At 45.9% G+C, this 17,423-nt stretch carries 15 protein-coding genes; 14 read left to right on the top strand and 1 reads right to left on the bottom strand.

The annotated features are described in order from the left end of the window. Positions 1–313 precede the first annotated feature (313 nt). The 7 genes from zipA (at position 314) to gltX (ending at position 10,214) form a co-directional block, all read left to right on the top strand. Positions 314–1,582 carry a cell division protein ZipA gene (gene zipA, locus BIZ37_RS05620; protein ID WP_255526678.1) on the top strand — a complete coding sequence of 423 codons (1,269 nt, stop codon included), beginning with the start codon at positions 314–316 and terminating at the stop codon, positions 1,580–1,582. Positions 1,583–1,709: 127 nt separating this feature from the next. After that, entirely contained in the window at positions 1,710–3,725 is a 2,016-nt protein-coding gene (gene ligA / locus BIZ37_RS05615) for an NAD-dependent DNA ligase LigA (protein WP_187460650.1), read from the top strand. Positions 3,726–4,286: 561 nt separating this feature from the next. Continuing rightward, positions 4,287–5,705 (top strand): porin, encoded by a 1,419-nt coding sequence (locus tag BIZ37_RS05610; protein WP_187460649.1) that lies wholly within the window; start codon positions 4,287–4,289, stop codon positions 5,703–5,705. A 178-nt stretch (positions 5,706–5,883) separates the two neighbouring features. Then, complete coding sequence (locus BIZ37_RS05605; protein WP_187460648.1) at positions 5,884–6,093, top strand: hypothetical protein; 210 nt, start codon at positions 5,884–5,886, stop codon at positions 6,091–6,093. 753 nt (positions 6,094–6,846) lie between these two features. Next, positions 6,847–7,890 (top strand): porin, encoded by a 1,044-nt coding sequence (locus tag BIZ37_RS05600; protein ID WP_255526681.1) that lies wholly within the window; start codon positions 6,847–6,849, stop codon positions 7,888–7,890. 90 nt (positions 7,891–7,980) lie between these two features. Beyond that, on the top strand, positions 7,981–8,637 hold the full coding sequence (locus tag BIZ37_RS05595) for a DUF2057 domain-containing protein (protein ID WP_187460646.1): 657 nt from the start codon (positions 7,981–7,983) through the stop codon (positions 8,635–8,637). 152 nt (positions 8,638–8,789) lie between these two features. Further along, positions 8,790–10,214, top strand: a complete 1,425-nt coding sequence (gene gltX, locus BIZ37_RS05590) for a glutamate--tRNA ligase (RefSeq protein ID WP_187460645.1) — start codon at positions 8,790–8,792, stop codon at positions 10,212–10,214. A gap of 58 nt (positions 10,215–10,272) precedes the next feature. Here the strand turns inward: gltX and BIZ37_RS05585 are convergent, their stop codons facing one another. Next, complete coding sequence (locus tag BIZ37_RS05585; protein ID WP_187460644.1) at positions 10,273–10,449, bottom strand: hypothetical protein; 177 nt, start codon at positions 10,447–10,449, stop codon at positions 10,273–10,275. 403 nt (positions 10,450–10,852) lie between these two features. On the opposite strand from BIZ37_RS05585, the gene BIZ37_RS05580 reads away from it, so the two are divergent. From BIZ37_RS05580 to neuC, 7 genes are read left to right on the top strand one after another with little or no spacing between them, the layout of a single operon-like run. Next, positions 10,853–12,034, top strand: coding sequence for a UDP-N-acetylglucosamine 4,6-dehydratase (locus tag BIZ37_RS05580; RefSeq protein WP_222939594.1), 1,182 nt, complete (start codon positions 10,853–10,855; stop codon positions 12,032–12,034). Between the two features lie 8 nt (positions 12,035–12,042). Further along, a complete protein-coding gene (locus BIZ37_RS05575) occupies positions 12,043–13,194 on the top strand; it encodes a LegC family aminotransferase (protein WP_187460643.1) in 1,152 nt (383 codons plus the stop codon). A 30-nt stretch (positions 13,195–13,224) separates the two neighbouring features. Continuing rightward, complete coding sequence (locus BIZ37_RS05570; protein WP_187460642.1) at positions 13,225–13,977, top strand: TylF/MycF/NovP-related O-methyltransferase; 753 nt, start codon at positions 13,225–13,227, stop codon at positions 13,975–13,977. A gap of 58 nt (positions 13,978–14,035) precedes the next feature. Next, positions 14,036–14,728 carry a class I SAM-dependent methyltransferase gene (locus tag BIZ37_RS05565; protein ID WP_187460641.1) on the top strand — a complete coding sequence of 231 codons (693 nt, stop codon included), beginning with the start codon at positions 14,036–14,038 and terminating at the stop codon, positions 14,726–14,728. Beyond that, the gene (locus tag BIZ37_RS05560; RefSeq protein ID WP_187460640.1) at positions 14,721–15,629 is read left to right on the top strand and encodes an ATP-grasp domain-containing protein; all 909 of its coding nucleotides are present in this window, start codon (positions 14,721–14,723) and stop codon (positions 15,627–15,629) included. The genes BIZ37_RS05565 and BIZ37_RS05560 overlap by 8 nt, the downstream gene beginning before the upstream one ends. After that, positions 15,626–16,264: an HAD family hydrolase gene (locus BIZ37_RS05555; RefSeq protein ID WP_187460639.1), complete on the top strand. Its 639-nt coding sequence runs from the start codon at positions 15,626–15,628 to the stop codon at positions 16,262–16,264. The genes BIZ37_RS05560 and BIZ37_RS05555 overlap by 4 nt, the downstream gene beginning before the upstream one ends. Next, positions 16,248–17,417 (top strand): UDP-N-acetylglucosamine 2-epimerase, encoded by a 1,170-nt coding sequence (gene neuC / locus BIZ37_RS05550; RefSeq protein ID WP_222939593.1) that lies wholly within the window; start codon positions 16,248–16,250, stop codon positions 17,415–17,417. Before BIZ37_RS05555 ends, neuC begins: the two co-directional genes overlap by 17 nt. Positions 17,418–17,423: the final 6 nt, after the last annotated feature.

The following is a 17,423-nucleotide window of genomic DNA, read 5'->3' as shown; positions in this document are numbered from 1 at the left end:
TAATAGCTATAAGCAAATTAACGCCGTTTGTGAACGCTCGGATGACGGCAAAAATGGTCAAACCTTGTCCATTTTTGTGCTCGGCAGCACTATCTTGCACGAATAACGACTTTCACCTTCTCATTCTGATTTGAGTTTTGATACATTAGAGTAAAGTTAAGTCCATAATGACTGATGTATACTACTTCAGTGAAGGGCTGTAGTTGGCTTTTTAATTTGCACTTTTTTGTCATAGCGGTATGACTGGCTATGATAAAAAGTAACAAGCTAAGTAGTAGAGGTTACCCGCTGGTGAGCAGTGGCTGTAACCTAGATGTTGATTTACCCGGTAATGGGTTACAAGTTAATTCAGAGTATTCGTATGCAGGAATTGCGTCTGGTTCTTATTATTGTCGGTGCGCTTGCCATTGCAGGATTGTTGCTTCATGGGCTATGGAGTAGCCGTAAGGAAAAACCTGCAAAGTTTGGTGAGAAGCCACTGGGTAAGTTGGACAAGTCTTCCCGAGATTCGGAAGGGTTTGATAAAGATGGTGTAGGCAGTGTCAGAGTGGTGAGCTCCGATACAACAGTAGCTGAGTCACCTCGTCAAGAAAGGAAAGAACCCGAATTGCACTTTGGTGCAAAGTTGGATGCTGACCCATTGCTAGATGGCCCTGCCATCAAAGATTCAGTTCCTACTCAGGGGCAAAATGCGCCGAGCCCAGTAATGACTGCAGTAGAGACACCCGCGCCTGAACAAGTGGTTGCTCCAGAGCCTGCACCAGTTGCCGTCGACAAGCCTCAAGTTGTTGAGCAACCTTCAGTTGCAGAGCCTAAACCGGTAGCGGCACCTGAGCAAGCGCCTGTCCAACAATCTCAAGAGCAGGTTGCTCCGACAGTTTTGGCAACAGAGCCAGCAGATAAGGTGGCAGAAAAAGTTGAGCCAGTGCTTAATGTTGCTACCGCTGAGCAAGTCACGCTTGACGAACCTGCTCAAGCTAAGGCGCAGCAACCGGAAACCGCTGAACCTCTTGCTACCGCTTCAGTCGTGGCTGAGTCCCAAACTAACGTTAAGGTAGAAACGGCCCTAGCGGAAGAAGCTGTAATTGAACCGGTGGCTGAGCCTGTTATTGAGCAAAGCCTGCCAGTTGAAGAGCCTGAACAACAGGTCGAGAAAGAAGTGCTTCCACCCGATTACTTGGTATTGAATGTCCATGCCCGTAATGGTGAGATGTTCCGTGGTAGCCGTCTCTTTAACGCTTTTGAACAAAACCACCTGATCTTCGGTGAAAATTCGGTGTATCACCGCCATGCCGATGCTGCGGGTACTGGGCCTGCCATTTTCTCTGTGACCAATATGGTACACCCGGCCCACTTCCCAGAAGGCGGTAGCGAAAGTTTCGAAACGCCTGGAGTGGCATTCTACCTGATGTTGCCATGTGAGATGGGCCGAGCCGATCAGAACTTTAATTTGATGCTGCAGACTGTCCAGCGTATTGCTGACAGCCTCGGTGGTGATGTGCTCGACCATGAGCGAAACCTAATCACCCCTCACCGCATCAGCGGTTACCGCGATAAAGCACAGCGCTATACTGTTAACTGACCTTTGTAGCATTTGAAGAACACAAATTGGCCCTTTATACATCTTGGTATAAGGGGCCTTGTTTTTTTATACCCTCCCCAAGCAAGACCTTTATGGCAAACCGCTTGGTTTTAGTACAGGTACATTTATGAGCCACGATATTCAGCTGCAGCTCGATGAGCTGCGCGAACTACTTGCCTACCACGGTCACCGCTATTACGTAGAAGACAATCCGGAAATACCGGATGTCGAATATGACCGTATGATGCAGCAGTTGCTGGCGATTGAGGCCGAAAACCCTGAGTTGGTTACGGTTGACTCACCGAGTCAGCGTATTGGCGGTAAGCCGCTTGATGGCTTTACCCAGATCACCCACGAAATCCCTATGCTGTCTTTGGACAATGCATTCAACGACGAAGATCTCCACGCTTTCGAAAAGCGAATGCTGGATCGCCTGTTTTCAGAATCCTCTCTGGCTTATTGCTGTGAGCCAAAGCTTGATGGCTTGGCTGTGAGCTTGATGTACGAAAACGGCGTATTGATTCAGGCTGCGACTCGAGGTGATGGCACAACGGGTGAAAATATCACCGAGAACGTGCGTACCATTCGTTCTATCCCCCTCAAGCTTCGTGGTGAGGGTTGGCCGGCACGCCTTGAGGTTCGTGGTGAAGTCTTTATGCCGAAAAAAGGCTTCGAAGCACTCAATGAAAAAGCCTTGAAGAAGGGTGAGAAGACATTTGCCAATCCGCGTAATGCAGCGGCAGGTAGCTTACGCCAGCTTGATTCTAAGATCACAGCCACACGCCCTTTGAGTTTTTATGCCTATTCAGTGGGAGTTGTTGAAGGACTGGAGCTTGCACCAAGCCAGTATGAACGTTTGGTCCAGCTTAAAGGATGGGGCTTGCCAATGTGCCCTGAAATCCGCCAGCTTGCCAATATGGATGAAGTGATCGCTTACCATCAGGAAATTGGTGGGAAACGCGAGGCACTGCCTTATGAAATTGATGGTGTGGTGATCAAAGTTGATGATGTTGCTATCCAGCAGCGCTTAGGCTTTGTTGCACGTGCCCCGCGTTGGGCTATTGCCTACAAATTCCCGGCACAAGAAGAGTTGACCACGCTCAAGAATGTTGAATTTCAGGTTGGTCGTACCGGTGCGATAACGCCAGTAGCAAAACTGGAGCCGGTATTCGTTGGCGGTGTGACGGTAAGTAACGCGACATTGCACAATGCCGATGAAATTGCCCGCTTGGGTGTCATGGTAGGGGATACCGTCATTATCCGCCGTGCCGGTGATGTGATCCCACAAATTGCATCTGTTGTCGAATCTCGCCGCCCGGCTGATGCCAAGGAGATTGTTTTCCCAGAAGTGTGCCCGGTTTGTGAGTCCAAAGTTGAGCGTGTGGAAGGGGAAGCGGTAGCCCGTTGCTCCGGTGGCCTGTTCTGCCAGGCCCAGCGTAAAGAAGCCCTCAAGCATTTTGTGTCACGTAAAGCCCTGGATGTTGATGGGTGTGGCGAAAAAATCATTGAGCAACTAGTTGACCGTGAAATGGTGGCAACACCGGCCGATCTCTTCAAACTGTCAGCGGGCGTATTGACGGTTTTGGAAAGGATGGGGCCTAAGTCGGCGCAAAAGCTGGTGGACTCATTGTCTTCTTCAAAACTAACAACACTGCCACGCTTCCTTTATTCCCTGGGTATTCGTGAGGTGGGTGAGGCCACAGCAGCGAACTTGGCGATGTACTTCGGCACTCTTCCTGACATTGAGGCGGCAACCAAAGAGCAGCTTGTCGAGGTACAGGACGTCGGCGAGATTGTTGCGGCACACGTTTACAACTTCTTCCGTGAAGAGCACAACCTGACGGTGATTAAAGAGCTTATTGACGTGGGTATCCATTGGCCGGCGATTGAACAGCGTGATGAAGAGGTTGAATTACCGTTGGATGGAAAAACGGTTGTGCTGACAGGTAGCTTGTCACAGCTAACCCGCTCTGATGCAAAAGCGGCATTGCAAAACCTTGGTGCCAAAGTGACGGGAAGTGTTTCCAAGAAGACCGATTTACTGGTTGCCGGGGAGGCTGCAGGGTCAAAATTGACCAAAGCTCAAGAACTTGGCATCGAAATCTGGGATGAGCAGCAGCTTGTTGACTTCATGGCACGGTAAAACCGTTAAAATCGTCAAAATATAATTATTTAACGAAATTAACGGAAAGCAGCTATAAGGCATTGTCTTTATAGCTGCTTTTTTTATGTCTTTGAGAAATTGGATTGTTATTTTTTGGGGCGAATTGATGGTGGTGAAATTGTGTTTCTATGGCAAAAAAGTGCCATCTTTCTAGCGAGAATAAGCTTTAAAACTCATGGTATATAGTGATGATTTTAATCTTTCAATGTTCTTATTCTGTTGTTTTAAATCGATTTTTTGTTTAATTTATATCTATTGATAGACTGGTTTGATCCGGATCACTATTCGCAATAAAGTTTGCACTGAGTCATATTTTTCGAATAATAAATTAAGTTATATTTGATGTTTTTTGATGTGAAAGTAGTCTTAAAGGGGAAGAAGGACAGAGGTTGAAAAGAATAGTTCAATCGAGTTTTTAAAAAATATAGCGGGTTGCTGATTAGCATTAGCGGCTTGCATATTGGGAGAGTTACTTGTTGCCCTCGGCGGCCAACCTTTTGGGCACAAGTAAACACAGCTAGTATTTTTAGGAGTTATTCCATGGAAAACAGTTCCAAGCTTTTCAAAGTGTCTGCGTTGACTGCAGCGATGTTTGGTGTGGTTGCTATGCCTGTTCATGCATCGACAGAAAGTGCAGCGGGTGATCAGTATGTTGAAGCTATCAATGAATTTACAGCGGACGCTGCTCTGAGCGGCACGTTGGTATTTGATACGCGTTCTCGTACTCGTACATCAGGCAAGCCTGGAGGCGAAAACGGCGATCGTTGGAGCCGTCTGGATTATTCAGCATACAACGCCATCCTTGATTTTACGTCTGGTTACCATGATGGTTGGTTAGGGGCTGATGTCGGTGCTTATTTCTCTGGCGATTTATATAACAATAGCCTAGTCAATGGCGATACAGGTGAGTATCTGTGTAATGAAATCTCAACCTGTAATAACCTTGATTGGGGTTCAGGCGAAGGTGACCAGCTTAAGGTTTATAAGGCGGCTATGAAGTTTAAGGCCGGTGAAAACGTTGATGGTCGCTTCGGTCTGCTTCAGGCCGGTGGTAACGGTACTATCGGTAATGTGTGGAGTTTTGTACCGGGTACATACCGCGGTGCTGAATTAAATGCGAATTTCGGTGATGTGAAATTAAGCTACTTCATTGCCGATCAGTTTACTGCGCCATGGCTATTGAGCGAGGATGACTACGCTCCTGCACTATGGTCAGATACAAGCTGGGGTATTGTTCACTCTCTGGGTGCTCAGTTTAATGCCACCGATGATTTGTTCCTGCAATTTGGTATTGGCCAAGCTACAGATGTGGTATACACCGACGGTGTTGATTGGGGCAATGGTGTTGTAACCGGTTATCAGGATGCTGTTGATACCACAGGTTACAAGGCTTATGGGCGTTATAATATCAACGATACGATGAACATCGCATTTGATTTTTACGGTGTCGATGATGATCGTCAGTATGATGGTTTAGGTTACACTGCGGGCCTAGCGTTTAACGCAAGTTTTGGTCAGTGGTCATGGATGTCTAACCTGCAATACGCTAAATCTGACAACGACCGTGATGTTAACCCTCGTATGATTTACACGTACGGTATGACCAATGGTAATTACTCTTTGTGGTGGGATGCCTTGTCTGATTGGAACAAATCGGGTCAGACTTCCTGGTACAACCGTATCTCTTACGACCAAGGAAATGGTTGGAACTACTACCTAGGCTTTGGTTATGGTACTGGCAGTAAGTCCGCTGCTGAAGGTGCAATGGGTGACTGGGATTACGAAAGCGAGTACGCAATCAATGGTACGGTTTCTTATTCACTACAGAGTGGTTCACTGAAAGGCACGACAGTTCGTCTACACGGTACCATCCTAGAGCGTGATGAATATGCTGGCGCGGCTGATGCCGATGAAACTGACCTACGCTTCCAGGTTATTGTTCCTTATAACTTCCTATAAGTTAATATGACTTAGAATAAAGAGCAGGCCCCTAAGTGGGGTCTGCTTTTTTTTATTTTTGAAAAAAGATCCCGCTAAGTGCATAAATTTTTTAAAGAAAAATAATTCAATAAAATGGCGCGTCATTTATAAGCTCCTATACTCAATGTGACCTAAATCATGTTTTATTGGGGGTTCTATGAAAAAAGCAATATCTATAACGTTAGCCGGGTTGTTTTTAGCTGCTTCAGTTTCATTACCTGTCAGTGCGTCAGGTAATAATGCTAATAGTGGAAACGGAGGAGGGTTTGGCCAGACATACTGCAAACTTCCGTCTGGCGATGTAGTTTTTGTTCCTTGGTTCTACTGCAAAGCTAAGGATGGTCAGGGAGACCCAGCAGACTTTTAAGGAAGCGCTTTATACTGAATATGAGAAACATTTTACTATGTGAACAATGACCAGTACCTTACGTGCTGGTCTTATTTTTATCCAGTTTCTAAACGATCTCTAATATTGAAAGCACAACAATAGTTGTTCACTATATATCGGCCATATAGTGTTCTTAAACATTGTTTATTGAGACGATACCTACCGTTACAACCTCTTTTAATATTACAACTCTATTCGTTATCCTTATTTCTGCAGTTATGTTTCTCGGCGGACATTAATACTATTCAAAGCATCAATGTCAAAAACGTCAAAAAACTCTTAAAATTTGAAAATCACTCTTAGCGATAAAATGCATGCATTGAGAGCATGATCACTCTTTCCTCATCAAGAAAAATAATAAAAAACCATAGACTGTAAATCTTTCTAATAAATACAAAAAAATGTTCTCGCTTTCACTACATTCTGTGATTGGGCGCACTCTTTGTTTTTACTGCAAAAACAGTATTGTATTTATGTTTTTCAGTTAAGTGCCTGTATTTTATGGTTTTATGTTGAGTTTAGGTTTTGCTGTTTTGAAGGTGATCATATTTTCCCTTGAGCTATCTTCACGATAAAAAAAAAGCCGATAGCCTTATTTATGAACAACAAATGATAGAAATTAAGGCAATCCTCCTTCGGCGGCCAACTGAGGAGGTGTTGCCTAAACAGCTATAATATTAGGAGTTTTTCATGGATAAGATGTTCAAGCGTACCCTTTTAAGTGCAGCTATCATGTCTGCTGCTGTTGCTGCGGTACCGGCACAGGCAAGTGATTCTGATGCGAAATATGAAGTTTACGGCATTATTGCTGTACAGGCTGCATACCGTGACTATGACACCGGTAACTCGGTTACTGACGATAATCTTGGTGGCATGCAGCTAAACAACGAATCACGTATTGGTTTCCGGGGATCCAAACAGTTCAAGAATTTTGGTCCTAGGTTTATATGGCAAATCGAAGGTGGTTATGTTGACCCAAGCTTCGGGGGTGAAGGTGCTGGCCTTGGTGAGCGTGATACGTTTGTCGGTTTTGAAAGTGATAGCCTTGGCCAAGTCAGGTTCGGCCGCGTATTGACGCCATTGTACGAGCTGGTGGATTGGCCTGCATCTAACCCTGGTCTCGGTGATGTGTGGGACTGGGGTGGTGCGATTGGCGGGGCGAAATACCAAGATCGCCAGTCTAATACTATCCGTTGGGACTCCCCACTTTATGCCGACGCGCTAACCTTTGATGTGGCAGTGGGTGCTGGTGACAAGGCCGGCTTAGGTGAAGGTGATGACTACTGGGGTGGCTTGGCGGCTCACTACAAGGTCGGCCCTGTCCAGTTTGATTTGGCGTATGAAGGTAACCGCAATATTTCCTCTGAAGGTACGTTCTGGGATAACGACACTTACCTAGCGGGTATCCAAGGTTGGTTCGATAACGGTATTTCATTCTTCGCGCAGTACAAATACATGGAAGCGTCCGCTGATACTGGCCGTGATGAAAAACAAGATGGGGTCTCTGCGGGGTTGATGTACAACATTAATGACTGGCAGTTCAAGTTAGGCTATGCCGCTAACTTTGACTTGGAAGTTGATGGTAAGACGATTAAGAATACCTCTGATGACGTGATTTCTGCACAAGCAATGTACTTCGTTGATCCGGCTGCGGTGATTTACTTCCGTGCCCGTACCCTAGACTTTGGTGACGGTGCCGAGGGTGTGGATTCGAACACGCGTTGGAAGTCCGGTGATTTTGATGAACTGTCTGTCGGCGTAGAGTACTACTTCTAAGCGCTGGAGCTGGATAAGACCCATAACTAATAAAAAATAAAGGGCGAACATTTCGCCCTTTTACTGACTGTGCGTATTGGGAGCTGAAAGATGAAACCACTATATAAATTTATTGCTGTGGGCTTGATGTTTGGGGCGGTGTCGGTGAATGCGCAGACTACGCTCTCACTCCAGAGTGAAATTCAACCACTGATCCTAAACTCGGCGGATGCCGAAGATGCGATGGTTGAGTCAGGCCATAACCGCTTGCTCGTTGAAGAAGGAACAAACCAGTTACTGTTTAGGGTTGGGCAGTTAGTTTCTGAAGATGCCAAGCACCGCAAGTATAATTCCCCGGCCTTTATCATCCGTTTTGAGGCAGCAGATACCCCACTTGAGTTGAGCTACCCCAAAATGCGGACCATCGCTGAAGCTAAAGCCTTTGAGAAGTCGCCGTCTTTTAGCCTAATTAATGAAGGCAACAGGCCGGTTGATTTCACCATCGACACACTTAGAGCCGGTGGCCTGCAAAACCTTAGGGACTATCAGAATGAGTTGGCAGCGTACAACAAGCGGGCTGATGCAATTGCTGCTGTTACACCGACTTCAACGTCAACGATAAAACATTCCTCTTCTATCGAACCTCAACCAGTGACTGGCGTTAACAGCAGTTCTCGAATGAATATACTGCAAGCGTCTTTTTCACGGCTAAGTGCCCAAGAGCAGCAACAGTTCATGTTGTGGGCGATGAAAAACTTGAAGGAATGATTTGAACGGGTGAACATCTCTTGCTGGTGTGCACCCTCATTAATGACTGATTGCTGACGGGTCATTGTAGATTTAACAGACGGTGGTAAAATACCCGCCATCTGATAGCAGTGAATCCACTGCATACTCCTTCATTAATTAGGTATTGTTCAATGACGGTTAAAACTCGCTTTGCACCGAGCCCAACAGGCTTTTTGCACGTCGGTGGTGCTCGTACAGCTCTTTATTCTTGGTTGTTTGCTAAACACATGGGTGGCGAATTTGTTCTTCGTATCGAAGACACTGACCTGGAACGCTCTACACAGGAAGCGATCGATGCCATTCTTGAAGGTATGGAATGGTTGGGTCTGAACTGGGATGAAGGTCCTTACTACCAGACCAAGCGTTTTGATCGTTACAACCAGCTTATTGACCAGTTGATGGCAGAAGACAAGGCATACAAATGCTACTGCCCGAAAGAGCTTCTGGATGAAATCCGTGAAGAGCAAATGGCTGCTGGCGTGAAGCCTCGCTACGATGCTAACCACCCGAAAGTGGTGGCAGCTAACGCTGCTGCGACGGAAGACTCGCCGTTTGTGATCCGTTTCCGTAACCCGAAAGAGGGTACGGTCGTATTTGACGACCACGTGCGTGGCCGTATCGAAATTGCCAACAGCGAGCTAGATGACTTGATCATCCGCCGTACTGATGGCAGCCCGACATACAACTTCTGTGTTGTGGTTGATGACTGGGATATGGGTATCACTCAGGTTGTTCGTGGTGAAGACCATATCAACAACACCCCTCGCCAGATCAACATCTACGAAGCACTAGGCGCACCAGTACCTGAGTTCGCTCACTGTGCAATGATCTTGGGTGACGACGGTGCCAAGTTGTCTAAGCGCCACGGTGCGGTAAGCGTAATGCAGTACCGCGATGAAGGCTACCTACCTCAGGCTCTTCTGAACTACTTGGTTCGCCTAGGTTGGTCTCACGGTGATCAGGAAATTTTCTCCCTAGAAGAAATGATCAAACTGTTTAGCCTAGACTCAATCAGTAAGTCAGCATCTGCATTCAACACTGATAAACTATTGTGGCTAAACAACCATTACATCAAGACGGCTGAGCCTGAGTACGTTGCAGAATACTTGCAGTGGCACTTGGATCAGAAAGAAATTTCTATCACAGACGGCCCGGCAATCACTGATGTGATCAAGCTAGTGGGCGAGCGCTGCAACACGCTTATCGAGCTTGCTGAGCAGTCTCGTTACTTCTACCAAGACTTCAGCGAATTTGAAGCGGGTGCGGCGAAGAAGCACTTGCGCCCAGTTGCTAAGGAAGCGTTGGAACTGGCTCTTGCTAAAGTTGAAGCTGTTGAAGAGTGGACAACTGAAAACCTTCACAACGTTATCAAAGATACTTGCGAAGAGCTTGAGCTAGGTATGGGTAAAGTAGGTATGCCACTGCGCGTATCTGTAACAGGCCAAGGCCAGTCACCATCTGTTGATGCGGTTATGCAGTTGATTGGCAAAGAACGCGTTGCTGCACGAATCAAGATGGCTTTGGCATTTATTGCCGAGCGTGAAGCAAACAGCTAATCCAGCTTACCTGAGCTAGAACAAAATGAAACGGAAGAGTGAAAACTCTTCCGTTTTTTCATTTCTTATGCATTTGTTTGTAGTTATTGATGCAGACATAGAAGCTTTTGGCTGTAGCACAATGTCTAACGGCATCTTCTGGCAGATCAGCCTCAGTACCTGACAACGTGAAAGCCCCAACATTGAAACTTGCAGCGACCATCATTGCAGCAAAAACAGTGATGATTTTCTTCATGGCGTCCTCCTTCTTAATAAAACGCATGTGATTAAAGCCTCAAAATTTCATGTACGGCATGTTTCTGTACCATTAGATAGTAGGTGAAGATCATTTTTTTCAAGCATTAAAAAGAGACGGGGTATCATTTATTTGGAAATTAAGGCTTGATGCTGAGATTTTATGCAGTGAGCCAACTGTATGGGTGATGAGTGCTCAACTATTGCTGTAATTCCTTTTATCTATATTTGCGACGTATTAGAATTTATCTTTCGAACAAATAACGTTGAGATATCTTCCTTTCGAACCGTGCGCCAAACGTATTGTGTAGAAACAGGCAAATTCGGTATGCCCCTAAATCCACTGGGCTGCGTTGAGTTATAGGCAAGGATGGCATCTTCACGATACCTACAGGATAACCGCTATGCTGTCTTTAATAGGACGCGAAACCCCTTTATTTGAGCGTGATATTGCTTGTTTTGAGCAAGAGATATCGCGTTTGGTGTCAACTTCACGCTTTTTGGTTCTAGGCGGAGCAGGGTCTATTGGGCAGGCGGTCTGCAAAGAAATCTTTAAACGCAATCCAATAAAACTCCATGTCGTCGATATTAGTGAAAATAACCTTGTTGAATTGGTGAGGGATATACGTAGTTCGTTTGGCTACATCGACGGTGATTTTCAAACCTTTGCATTAGATATTGGTTCGCTAGAGTATGATGCCCTTATCCAAGCTGATGGCCAGTTTGATTATGTGTTAAACCTTTCTGCCCTTAAGCATGTACGCAGCGAGAAAGACCCATTTACATTAATGCGAATGATTGATGTGAATGTGTTTAATACAGAAAAAACACTGAGGCAATCAATTGCTTCTGGTGTTAAGAAGTATTTTTGCGTCTCTACCGATAAAGCGGCAAACCCTGTCAATATGATGGGGGCTTCCAAGCGTATCATGGAAATGTTTTTGATGCGCAGGAGCGAAGAGATAGCGATTTCAACTGCTCGTTTTGCCAATGTTGCCTTTTCAGACGGCTCGTTATTGCATGGGTTTAACCAGCGGTTGCAGAAGCAGCAACCTCTGGTTGCCCCAAGTGATATTAAGCGGTATTTCGTGACGCCACAGGAGTCTGGTGAATTATGCCTGATGTCGTGCTTGCTAGGGGATAACCGAGATATCTTCTTCCCTAAATTGAGCGATTCCCTACATTTAATGTCTTTTGCAGATATTGCCGTTGAATACCTTAACCAGCGAGGGTTTGAACCTTATCTATGCCAAAGCGAAGATGAAGCGCGTGAATTGGCCGCGACTTTACCGCAAAAAGGGTACTGGCCGTGTTTGTTTACACAGAGTGACACAACCGGCGAAAAAGACTTTGAGGAGTTTTTTACGGTTGACGAAACTCTGGATATGACACGCTTTTCCGGCCTAGGCATCATCAAGAGTCAGTTGGGTTATCAAGCGGCATTGTTGCAAGAATTTGAGTCTCAAATTAATCAGATGAAGTTGGGCAAAGCGTGGAGTAAAGAACAACTAGTCGAACTGTTTTTTCACATGCTTCCCGGGTTTGGCCATAAAGAAACCGGCAAGCACCTAGACAGTAAGATGTAGGAGTTAGGATGCAACCTTCGTCAATTATTGAATTTGTTCAAGAGACTTACCAGACAGAGGCGTTTATCCCGCTGCATGCGCCTAGCTTTAATGGGAATGAAAAAGCCTATGTTGCCGACACACTCGACAGCACTTTTGTGTCGAGTGTGGGACGTTATGTCGACGATTTCGAACAGAAAATTGAAGCTTTCACCGGCTGCGCTAAAGCCGTGGCGACAGTCAATGGTACGGCAGCCCTACAAACAGCTCTTTATATGGCAGGCATCCAGCGGGGGGATTTAGTCATCACCCAAGCGCTGACGTTTGTCGCCACATGCAATGTGTTATACCACATGGGGGCAGCCCCTATTTTTGTTGACGTTTCACCGATTAGCCTCGGGTTATGCCCGAAAGCGGTGGAGGCGTACCTTACCGAATATGCCCAATTAACAGATGAGGGCTGCATCCATAAGCACACCGGTCAAAGGATCAAGGCTGTTATGCCGATGCATACTTTTGGTCATCCGGTTGAACTGGACGAACTGGTTGCCGTATGTCAAAAGTGGCAATTGGTATTGGTTGAAGATGCCGCCGAGAGCCTTGGCTCTTATTACAAAAGTAGGCATACAGGCACTGTGGGGATGCTTGGCGCTTTAAGCTTTAACGGGAATAAAATTATCACTTCAGGCGGTGGCGGGATGGTTTTATGCCGCAGTGAAGAGTTAGGTGCTCATACCAAGCATGTAACGACCACAGCGAAAGTCCCGCATCCTTATGAGTTTTACCATGATGAGCCTGGCTTTAATCACCGCATGCCAAATTTGAATGCGGCCTTGGGTTGTGCACAGATGGAAAGGCTGGATTCTATTTTGGCGAATAAACGAACACTGGCTCACCAATACCAGGCATTTTTCGCCGGTAGTGGGTGGCAGTTTGTTGCTGAGCCAGATTATGCACGCTCAAACTATTGGTTAAATGCTGTGATATGCCCGAGTCAAGAAGCTCGGGATCAGTTGCTATCAGAGACCAATGCAGCAGGGGTTATGACTCGCCCAGTTTGGCAATTGATGCATCGTTTGCCGATGTTTGAGAAAGCGATGCGTGGGCCCTTGCCTTATTCCGAACATTTGGAATCGCATTTGGTCAACCTGCCGAGCTCACCAGTTATCAAATTAGCTTGAGTTATCCAACTTACAAGAGCTGGAGGAAAAATGAAACAAAATGAAAAGGGTGAAGGATTCATCCGCAGTGAACAAGAAGAGTCTAGCTTGGATAAGCTGAAGGATATTCATCTTAACTTGGTCCCTAAACTAGGTGAGAACTGGAACCAACATTCATTGGTTACGCTTCGCAGACAGAGTATCTCAAGGATTTTATATTACGACTGGGTCTATAAGAAATTATTGGGCAAGCCAGGTGTTATCTGTGAGTTTGGCGTGCAGTGGGGAAGTGGTTTAAGTGTCTTACAGAGCCTACGTGGCATGTATGAACCATACAATCATCAACGCAAATTGATTGGTTTCGACACCTTTGAAGGCTTTCCTGATGTCTGTGAGTTAGATGCTGAAGCCAAGGTTGGTGACTATGCAACTGATGTGGGATATGAACACATATTGCAGAACATTCTTGATGCTCATGAGCAGCAAAGTCCTTTAAGCCACATAAAGAAAAATGAATTGGTTAAAGGCGATGCATCTGAAACAGTCAAAACTTGGTTAGAACAGCATCCCGGACTACTGATTGGTATGGCCATTTTTGACATGGATATTTACAAACCTACCCGTGACGTGCTGGAAGCAATAAAACCACGATTATTTAAAGGGTCGGTATTGGTATTTGATGAGCTGAGTTGTGACAGTTGGCCTGGCGAGACGATTGCGGTACAGGAAGTGCTAGGGATAAACTCTTTACGTTTTGAGCACTTTCCCCATCAGCCGAACTGCGCTGTTGCAATTTATGAGTAAGGCTCCAGTTTGCTAAGGGGCTAGTTAGGGGTGATAATTTTTTGCTTTGGATTAAGGGATGACAGTATATAAGAAGAACTGGGAAGCCAGTTATGAAAGAGAAGAAAATCATATTTACTTTCCAAAAGAGCAATGCGTTAAGTTCTTGTCTCGCTTCGTTGGCAAGCGTATAGGACTTGAAGGTATTGCGTATTACGATGAGCGTTTTGCCGCATCGGAGGCACTGGATTTTGGATGTGGTATTGGAGCACAAACCCAACTTCTTGCTGATTTTGGCTTTACAGTTACAGGCGTCGACATATCTCAGTCAGCGATTTTTAAGGCAAAAGAAATATACCCAGAGCTTAGTGATAGTTTTCGGCTTATCTCTGGCGATGGAAGTTTAGTTTTTGAGGACAATCAGTTTTCTGTGGCAATAGCTGATTCCGTTTTAGACAGTATGCATTTTGAATATGCAAAAAAAAGCCTTGCTGAATTAGATCGTGTGACCGACGGCTATGTGTTTATTAGCTTAGTCGGCTCTTCAATGAGTCCAAACTCAGCGATGGAAGAAGTTGTGAAAACAAAGCATGAGTTCGGAACCATACAGTCCTATTTTGACAAAGCAAAGACAGAAGCACTATTGGAAAACACTCAATTTCGAATTGTATACCAAAATACTGTCACTGATTTTAACGACTTAGCTGGTCAGTTATACGATGCTCGTACCTTTATTGTCCTATCAAACAGAGCGACGGAATCCAATGTCTAAGCGTATTTTGGTTGAAGCCTCTGGAAGCCCGGTTAGCGCTTACATGATAAAGGCTATTCAGGATGCCGGGCATACTGCCATCGCTTCGGACATCTCACCGGATTGTGCTGCTAGTGTGTTCGCGGATGAATTTGTCCTGTTTCCACGAAAAGATGATCCGTGCCTATGGGAAAAAGTAGAGCAAAGCTTGGTCGATAACCGTATTGACCTCGTTGTTCCTTCGTTCGATGAAATGCTGCTTGGTTGGTCGCAGCGCCGAGAGACTTTGGCTTCAAAGGGGGTAAGAGTCCTTATTTCCGCGGTGAGTACGGTTGAAGTCTTTCAGGATAAGTGGCTAACCGCCCAGTTTTTTGAAAAACATCATTTACCCTGTGCCAAGTCCTCCTTAGAACCTGATTATCCTTTGGTCAAACCAAGGCACGGCCGGGGGAGTATGGGGGTTTACATAGAGCATTCTGCTGAGCGGCGTGCCAAGCAGTTTGGTGAGGGGGATATATCTCAGAGTATTTTGACCGGTGAGGAGTACACTGTCGACTGCTTGTTTAGCCACGATGGCCAGCCGGTTTATATTGTACCGAGAAAAAGGCTGGGTGTGGTGAATGGCAAGTCCATGGGTGGGGTCGTCGAATATAACGAGAATATTGATCGGTTGATAACTCAACTTGCCAAGGCCACCCATTTTGTAGGGCCCGTTAACGTTCAATGCTTTGTAGAGGGCAGCAAGGTTTCGTTGGTGGAAGTTAACCCGCGCATTGCTGGTGGGATGGCACTGGGGTTTGCCGCCACAGAGAACTGGGTTCCTCTATTTATTCGTATTATCAACGAAGAGCTACTTTCTTCTGTTCCCATTCAATGGGGCATGAAAATGTATCGTACCTACCAAGAATTTTTCACCATATGATATCGCTGGTTATTTTCGACCTTGATGATACTTTGTATCCGGAAAAGGCTTATTTTTCAGCTGCCTTTGATCGTTTTGAGCAATGTTATGGTTATCAGCCTGGATGTTTGAACCAAGCGTTTGGGCGCATAGACCGTAAGTTAAGCCGAGATATCCTTAAAGATACCTTGCTCAAAGCCGACATATATAGTCAGCAGAACCATGACAAATTGTTTGAGTGTTACCGCTCTGTTGACGTCAAGCTAGAACTACCGTTAGAAACCCTGCATGTGTTGGAGCGATTAAAAAGAAGCGGTTGCAGTGTGGCTCTTCTTACCAATGGCGTGGTGGTCGTCCAACAAAACAAAGTAAATTGTTTGGGGATTGAACGCTGGTGTGATGCTGTCTTTTATGCGCGGAATAACTCCTTAGGTATAGAAAAGCCCGATCCACGTTGTTTCACGCAAGTGTTAAACCACTTCGGGGTGCCGGCAAAAGAGGCAATCATGATTGGAGACAGTGCTGAAAATGATTACTTTGGGGCAAAACGTGCAGGGCTTAAAGCTCTATTGCTCGGCGGGGAAGGTGTGGGATCTATCCAAACTTTAAGCCAGGCTCTTCCACATATATTGGACACCCATGATGAAAAAGATTAAGCGCATTCTGGCCGTCACTGGCATTCGTTCAGAGTATGACATTTTATATCCGGTGATAAAGCGGTTTCACGACAGTGATGAATACGAATTGAAAGTGGTGGCCTCAGGCGCACACTTGTCTGACTGGCATGGAAATACAGTAGATAGGATTGTCAGCGACGGATTTACCATCGCGGATCGGATTGATACGTTGTTGACCACAAACCGTTCTACCCAGCGGAGTAAGGCTGTCGGGCAGCTTATTACGGGCTTAACTCAAACTGTTGAACGTGAACAACCTGATATGTTGTTGGTAGTGGGAGACCGTGAAGAGAGCATTGCCACTACTATCGTCGGGAATTACATGGATGTCTTGGTTGCCCACATTGGCGGCGGGGATCCGGTTTGGGGTAACGCTGATGACCCGATTCGCATGGCGGCGAGTAAATTGGCGCATGTCCATTTTACGACGGCTAAGCCCTATGCCGACAACTTGGAGAAGATGGGCGAAGACAGTTGGCGTATTGCTTTTTGCGGAACGCCAGGGCTCGATAATATCTGCCAGGAGCCGGCTGTTGGCCTAGATGTTGTCTCTGACTATGTCGGCTCAAAGCTCGAAGATTATATTGTGGTGCTAAAGCACCCCCTTTCTTCTGAACACCATCAAGCTTATGAGCAAATGACCTCGGCGTTATCTGCGATCGACCGTGTTTGCAAGGAGCGAAATTTGAAAGCGGTGTGTATTACTCCCAATAGTGATCCTGGTTCTTTTGAGATCATCCAGGCTTATAAGGCGTTCGAGTCTGAGCACATCATTTTGCAGCAAACACTGCCGCGCAACATTTTCGTTAATTTGCTTCGTAACGCCAAGGCTTTAGCTGGTAATTCCAGCATGGGGATCCTAGAGGCACCTATGTATCAGTTACCGGTGATTAATATTGGCCACCGCCAACAAGGCCGGCTCAATGCAGGCAATGTAGAATTTGTCAGCTATGAAGAACAAGACATTGTCAGAGCTATCGAACGAGCGGTGTTCGATAATGCGTATCGAGATGAGGTTGCTCAATTGGAAAACCCCTACGGCTGTGGACGGGCGGCACAAATCATCGAGCAGTTTATCCAAAATATCGATTTGTTAGATCCGAAGTGGTTGGTCAAAGAAAAGCTGGTGTAGAGCAAT

Source organism: Photobacterium sp. BZF1, from assembly GCF_014349205.1.
In the GTDB taxonomy this organism is placed as follows: domain Bacteria; phylum Pseudomonadota; class Gammaproteobacteria; order Enterobacterales; family Vibrionaceae; genus Photobacterium.
The sequence above is the reverse complement of the archived record's forward strand: the minus strand, read 5'-3'. Positions and strand labels throughout refer to the sequence as shown.

Coding starts and splice junctions, on each gene's coding strand:
- BIZ37_RS05585 (WP_187460644.1), bottom strand. CDS start 10,449: ATGAAGAAAATCATCACTGTTTTTGCTGCAATGATGGTCGCTGCAAGT.
- BIZ37_RS05560 (WP_187460640.1), top strand. CDS start 14,721: ATGTCTAAGCGTATTTTGGTTGAAGCCTCTGGAAGCCCGGTTAGCGCT.
- ligA (WP_187460650.1), top strand. CDS start 1,710: ATGAGCCACGATATTCAGCTGCAGCTCGATGAGCTGCGCGAACTACTT.
- BIZ37_RS05555 (WP_187460639.1), top strand. CDS start 15,626: ATGATATCGCTGGTTATTTTCGACCTTGATGATACTTTGTATCCGGAA.
- BIZ37_RS05575 (WP_187460643.1), top strand. CDS start 12,043: ATGCAACCTTCGTCAATTATTGAATTTGTTCAAGAGACTTACCAGACA.
- BIZ37_RS05595 (WP_187460646.1), top strand. CDS start 7,981: ATGAAACCACTATATAAATTTATTGCTGTGGGCTTGATGTTTGGGGCG.
- BIZ37_RS05565 (WP_187460641.1), top strand. CDS start 14,036: ATGACAGTATATAAGAAGAACTGGGAAGCCAGTTATGAAAGAGAAGAA.
- zipA (WP_255526678.1), top strand. CDS start 314: ATGTTGATTTACCCGGTAATGGGTTACAAGTTAATTCAGAGTATTCGT.
- gltX (WP_187460645.1), top strand. CDS start 8,790: ATGACGGTTAAAACTCGCTTTGCACCGAGCCCAACAGGCTTTTTGCAC.
- BIZ37_RS05570 (WP_187460642.1), top strand. CDS start 13,225: ATGAAACAAAATGAAAAGGGTGAAGGATTCATCCGCAGTGAACAAGAA.
- BIZ37_RS05580 (WP_222939594.1), top strand. CDS start 10,853: ATGCTGTCTTTAATAGGACGCGAAACCCCTTTATTTGAGCGTGATATT.
- neuC (WP_222939593.1), top strand. CDS start 16,248: ATGATGAAAAAGATTAAGCGCATTCTGGCCGTCACTGGCATTCGTTCA.
- BIZ37_RS05605 (WP_187460648.1), top strand. CDS start 5,884: ATGAAAAAAGCAATATCTATAACGTTAGCCGGGTTGTTTTTAGCTGCT.
- BIZ37_RS05610 (WP_187460649.1), top strand. CDS start 4,287: ATGGAAAACAGTTCCAAGCTTTTCAAAGTGTCTGCGTTGACTGCAGCG.
- BIZ37_RS05600 (WP_255526681.1), top strand. CDS start 6,847: ATGTCTGCTGCTGTTGCTGCGGTACCGGCACAGGCAAGTGATTCTGAT.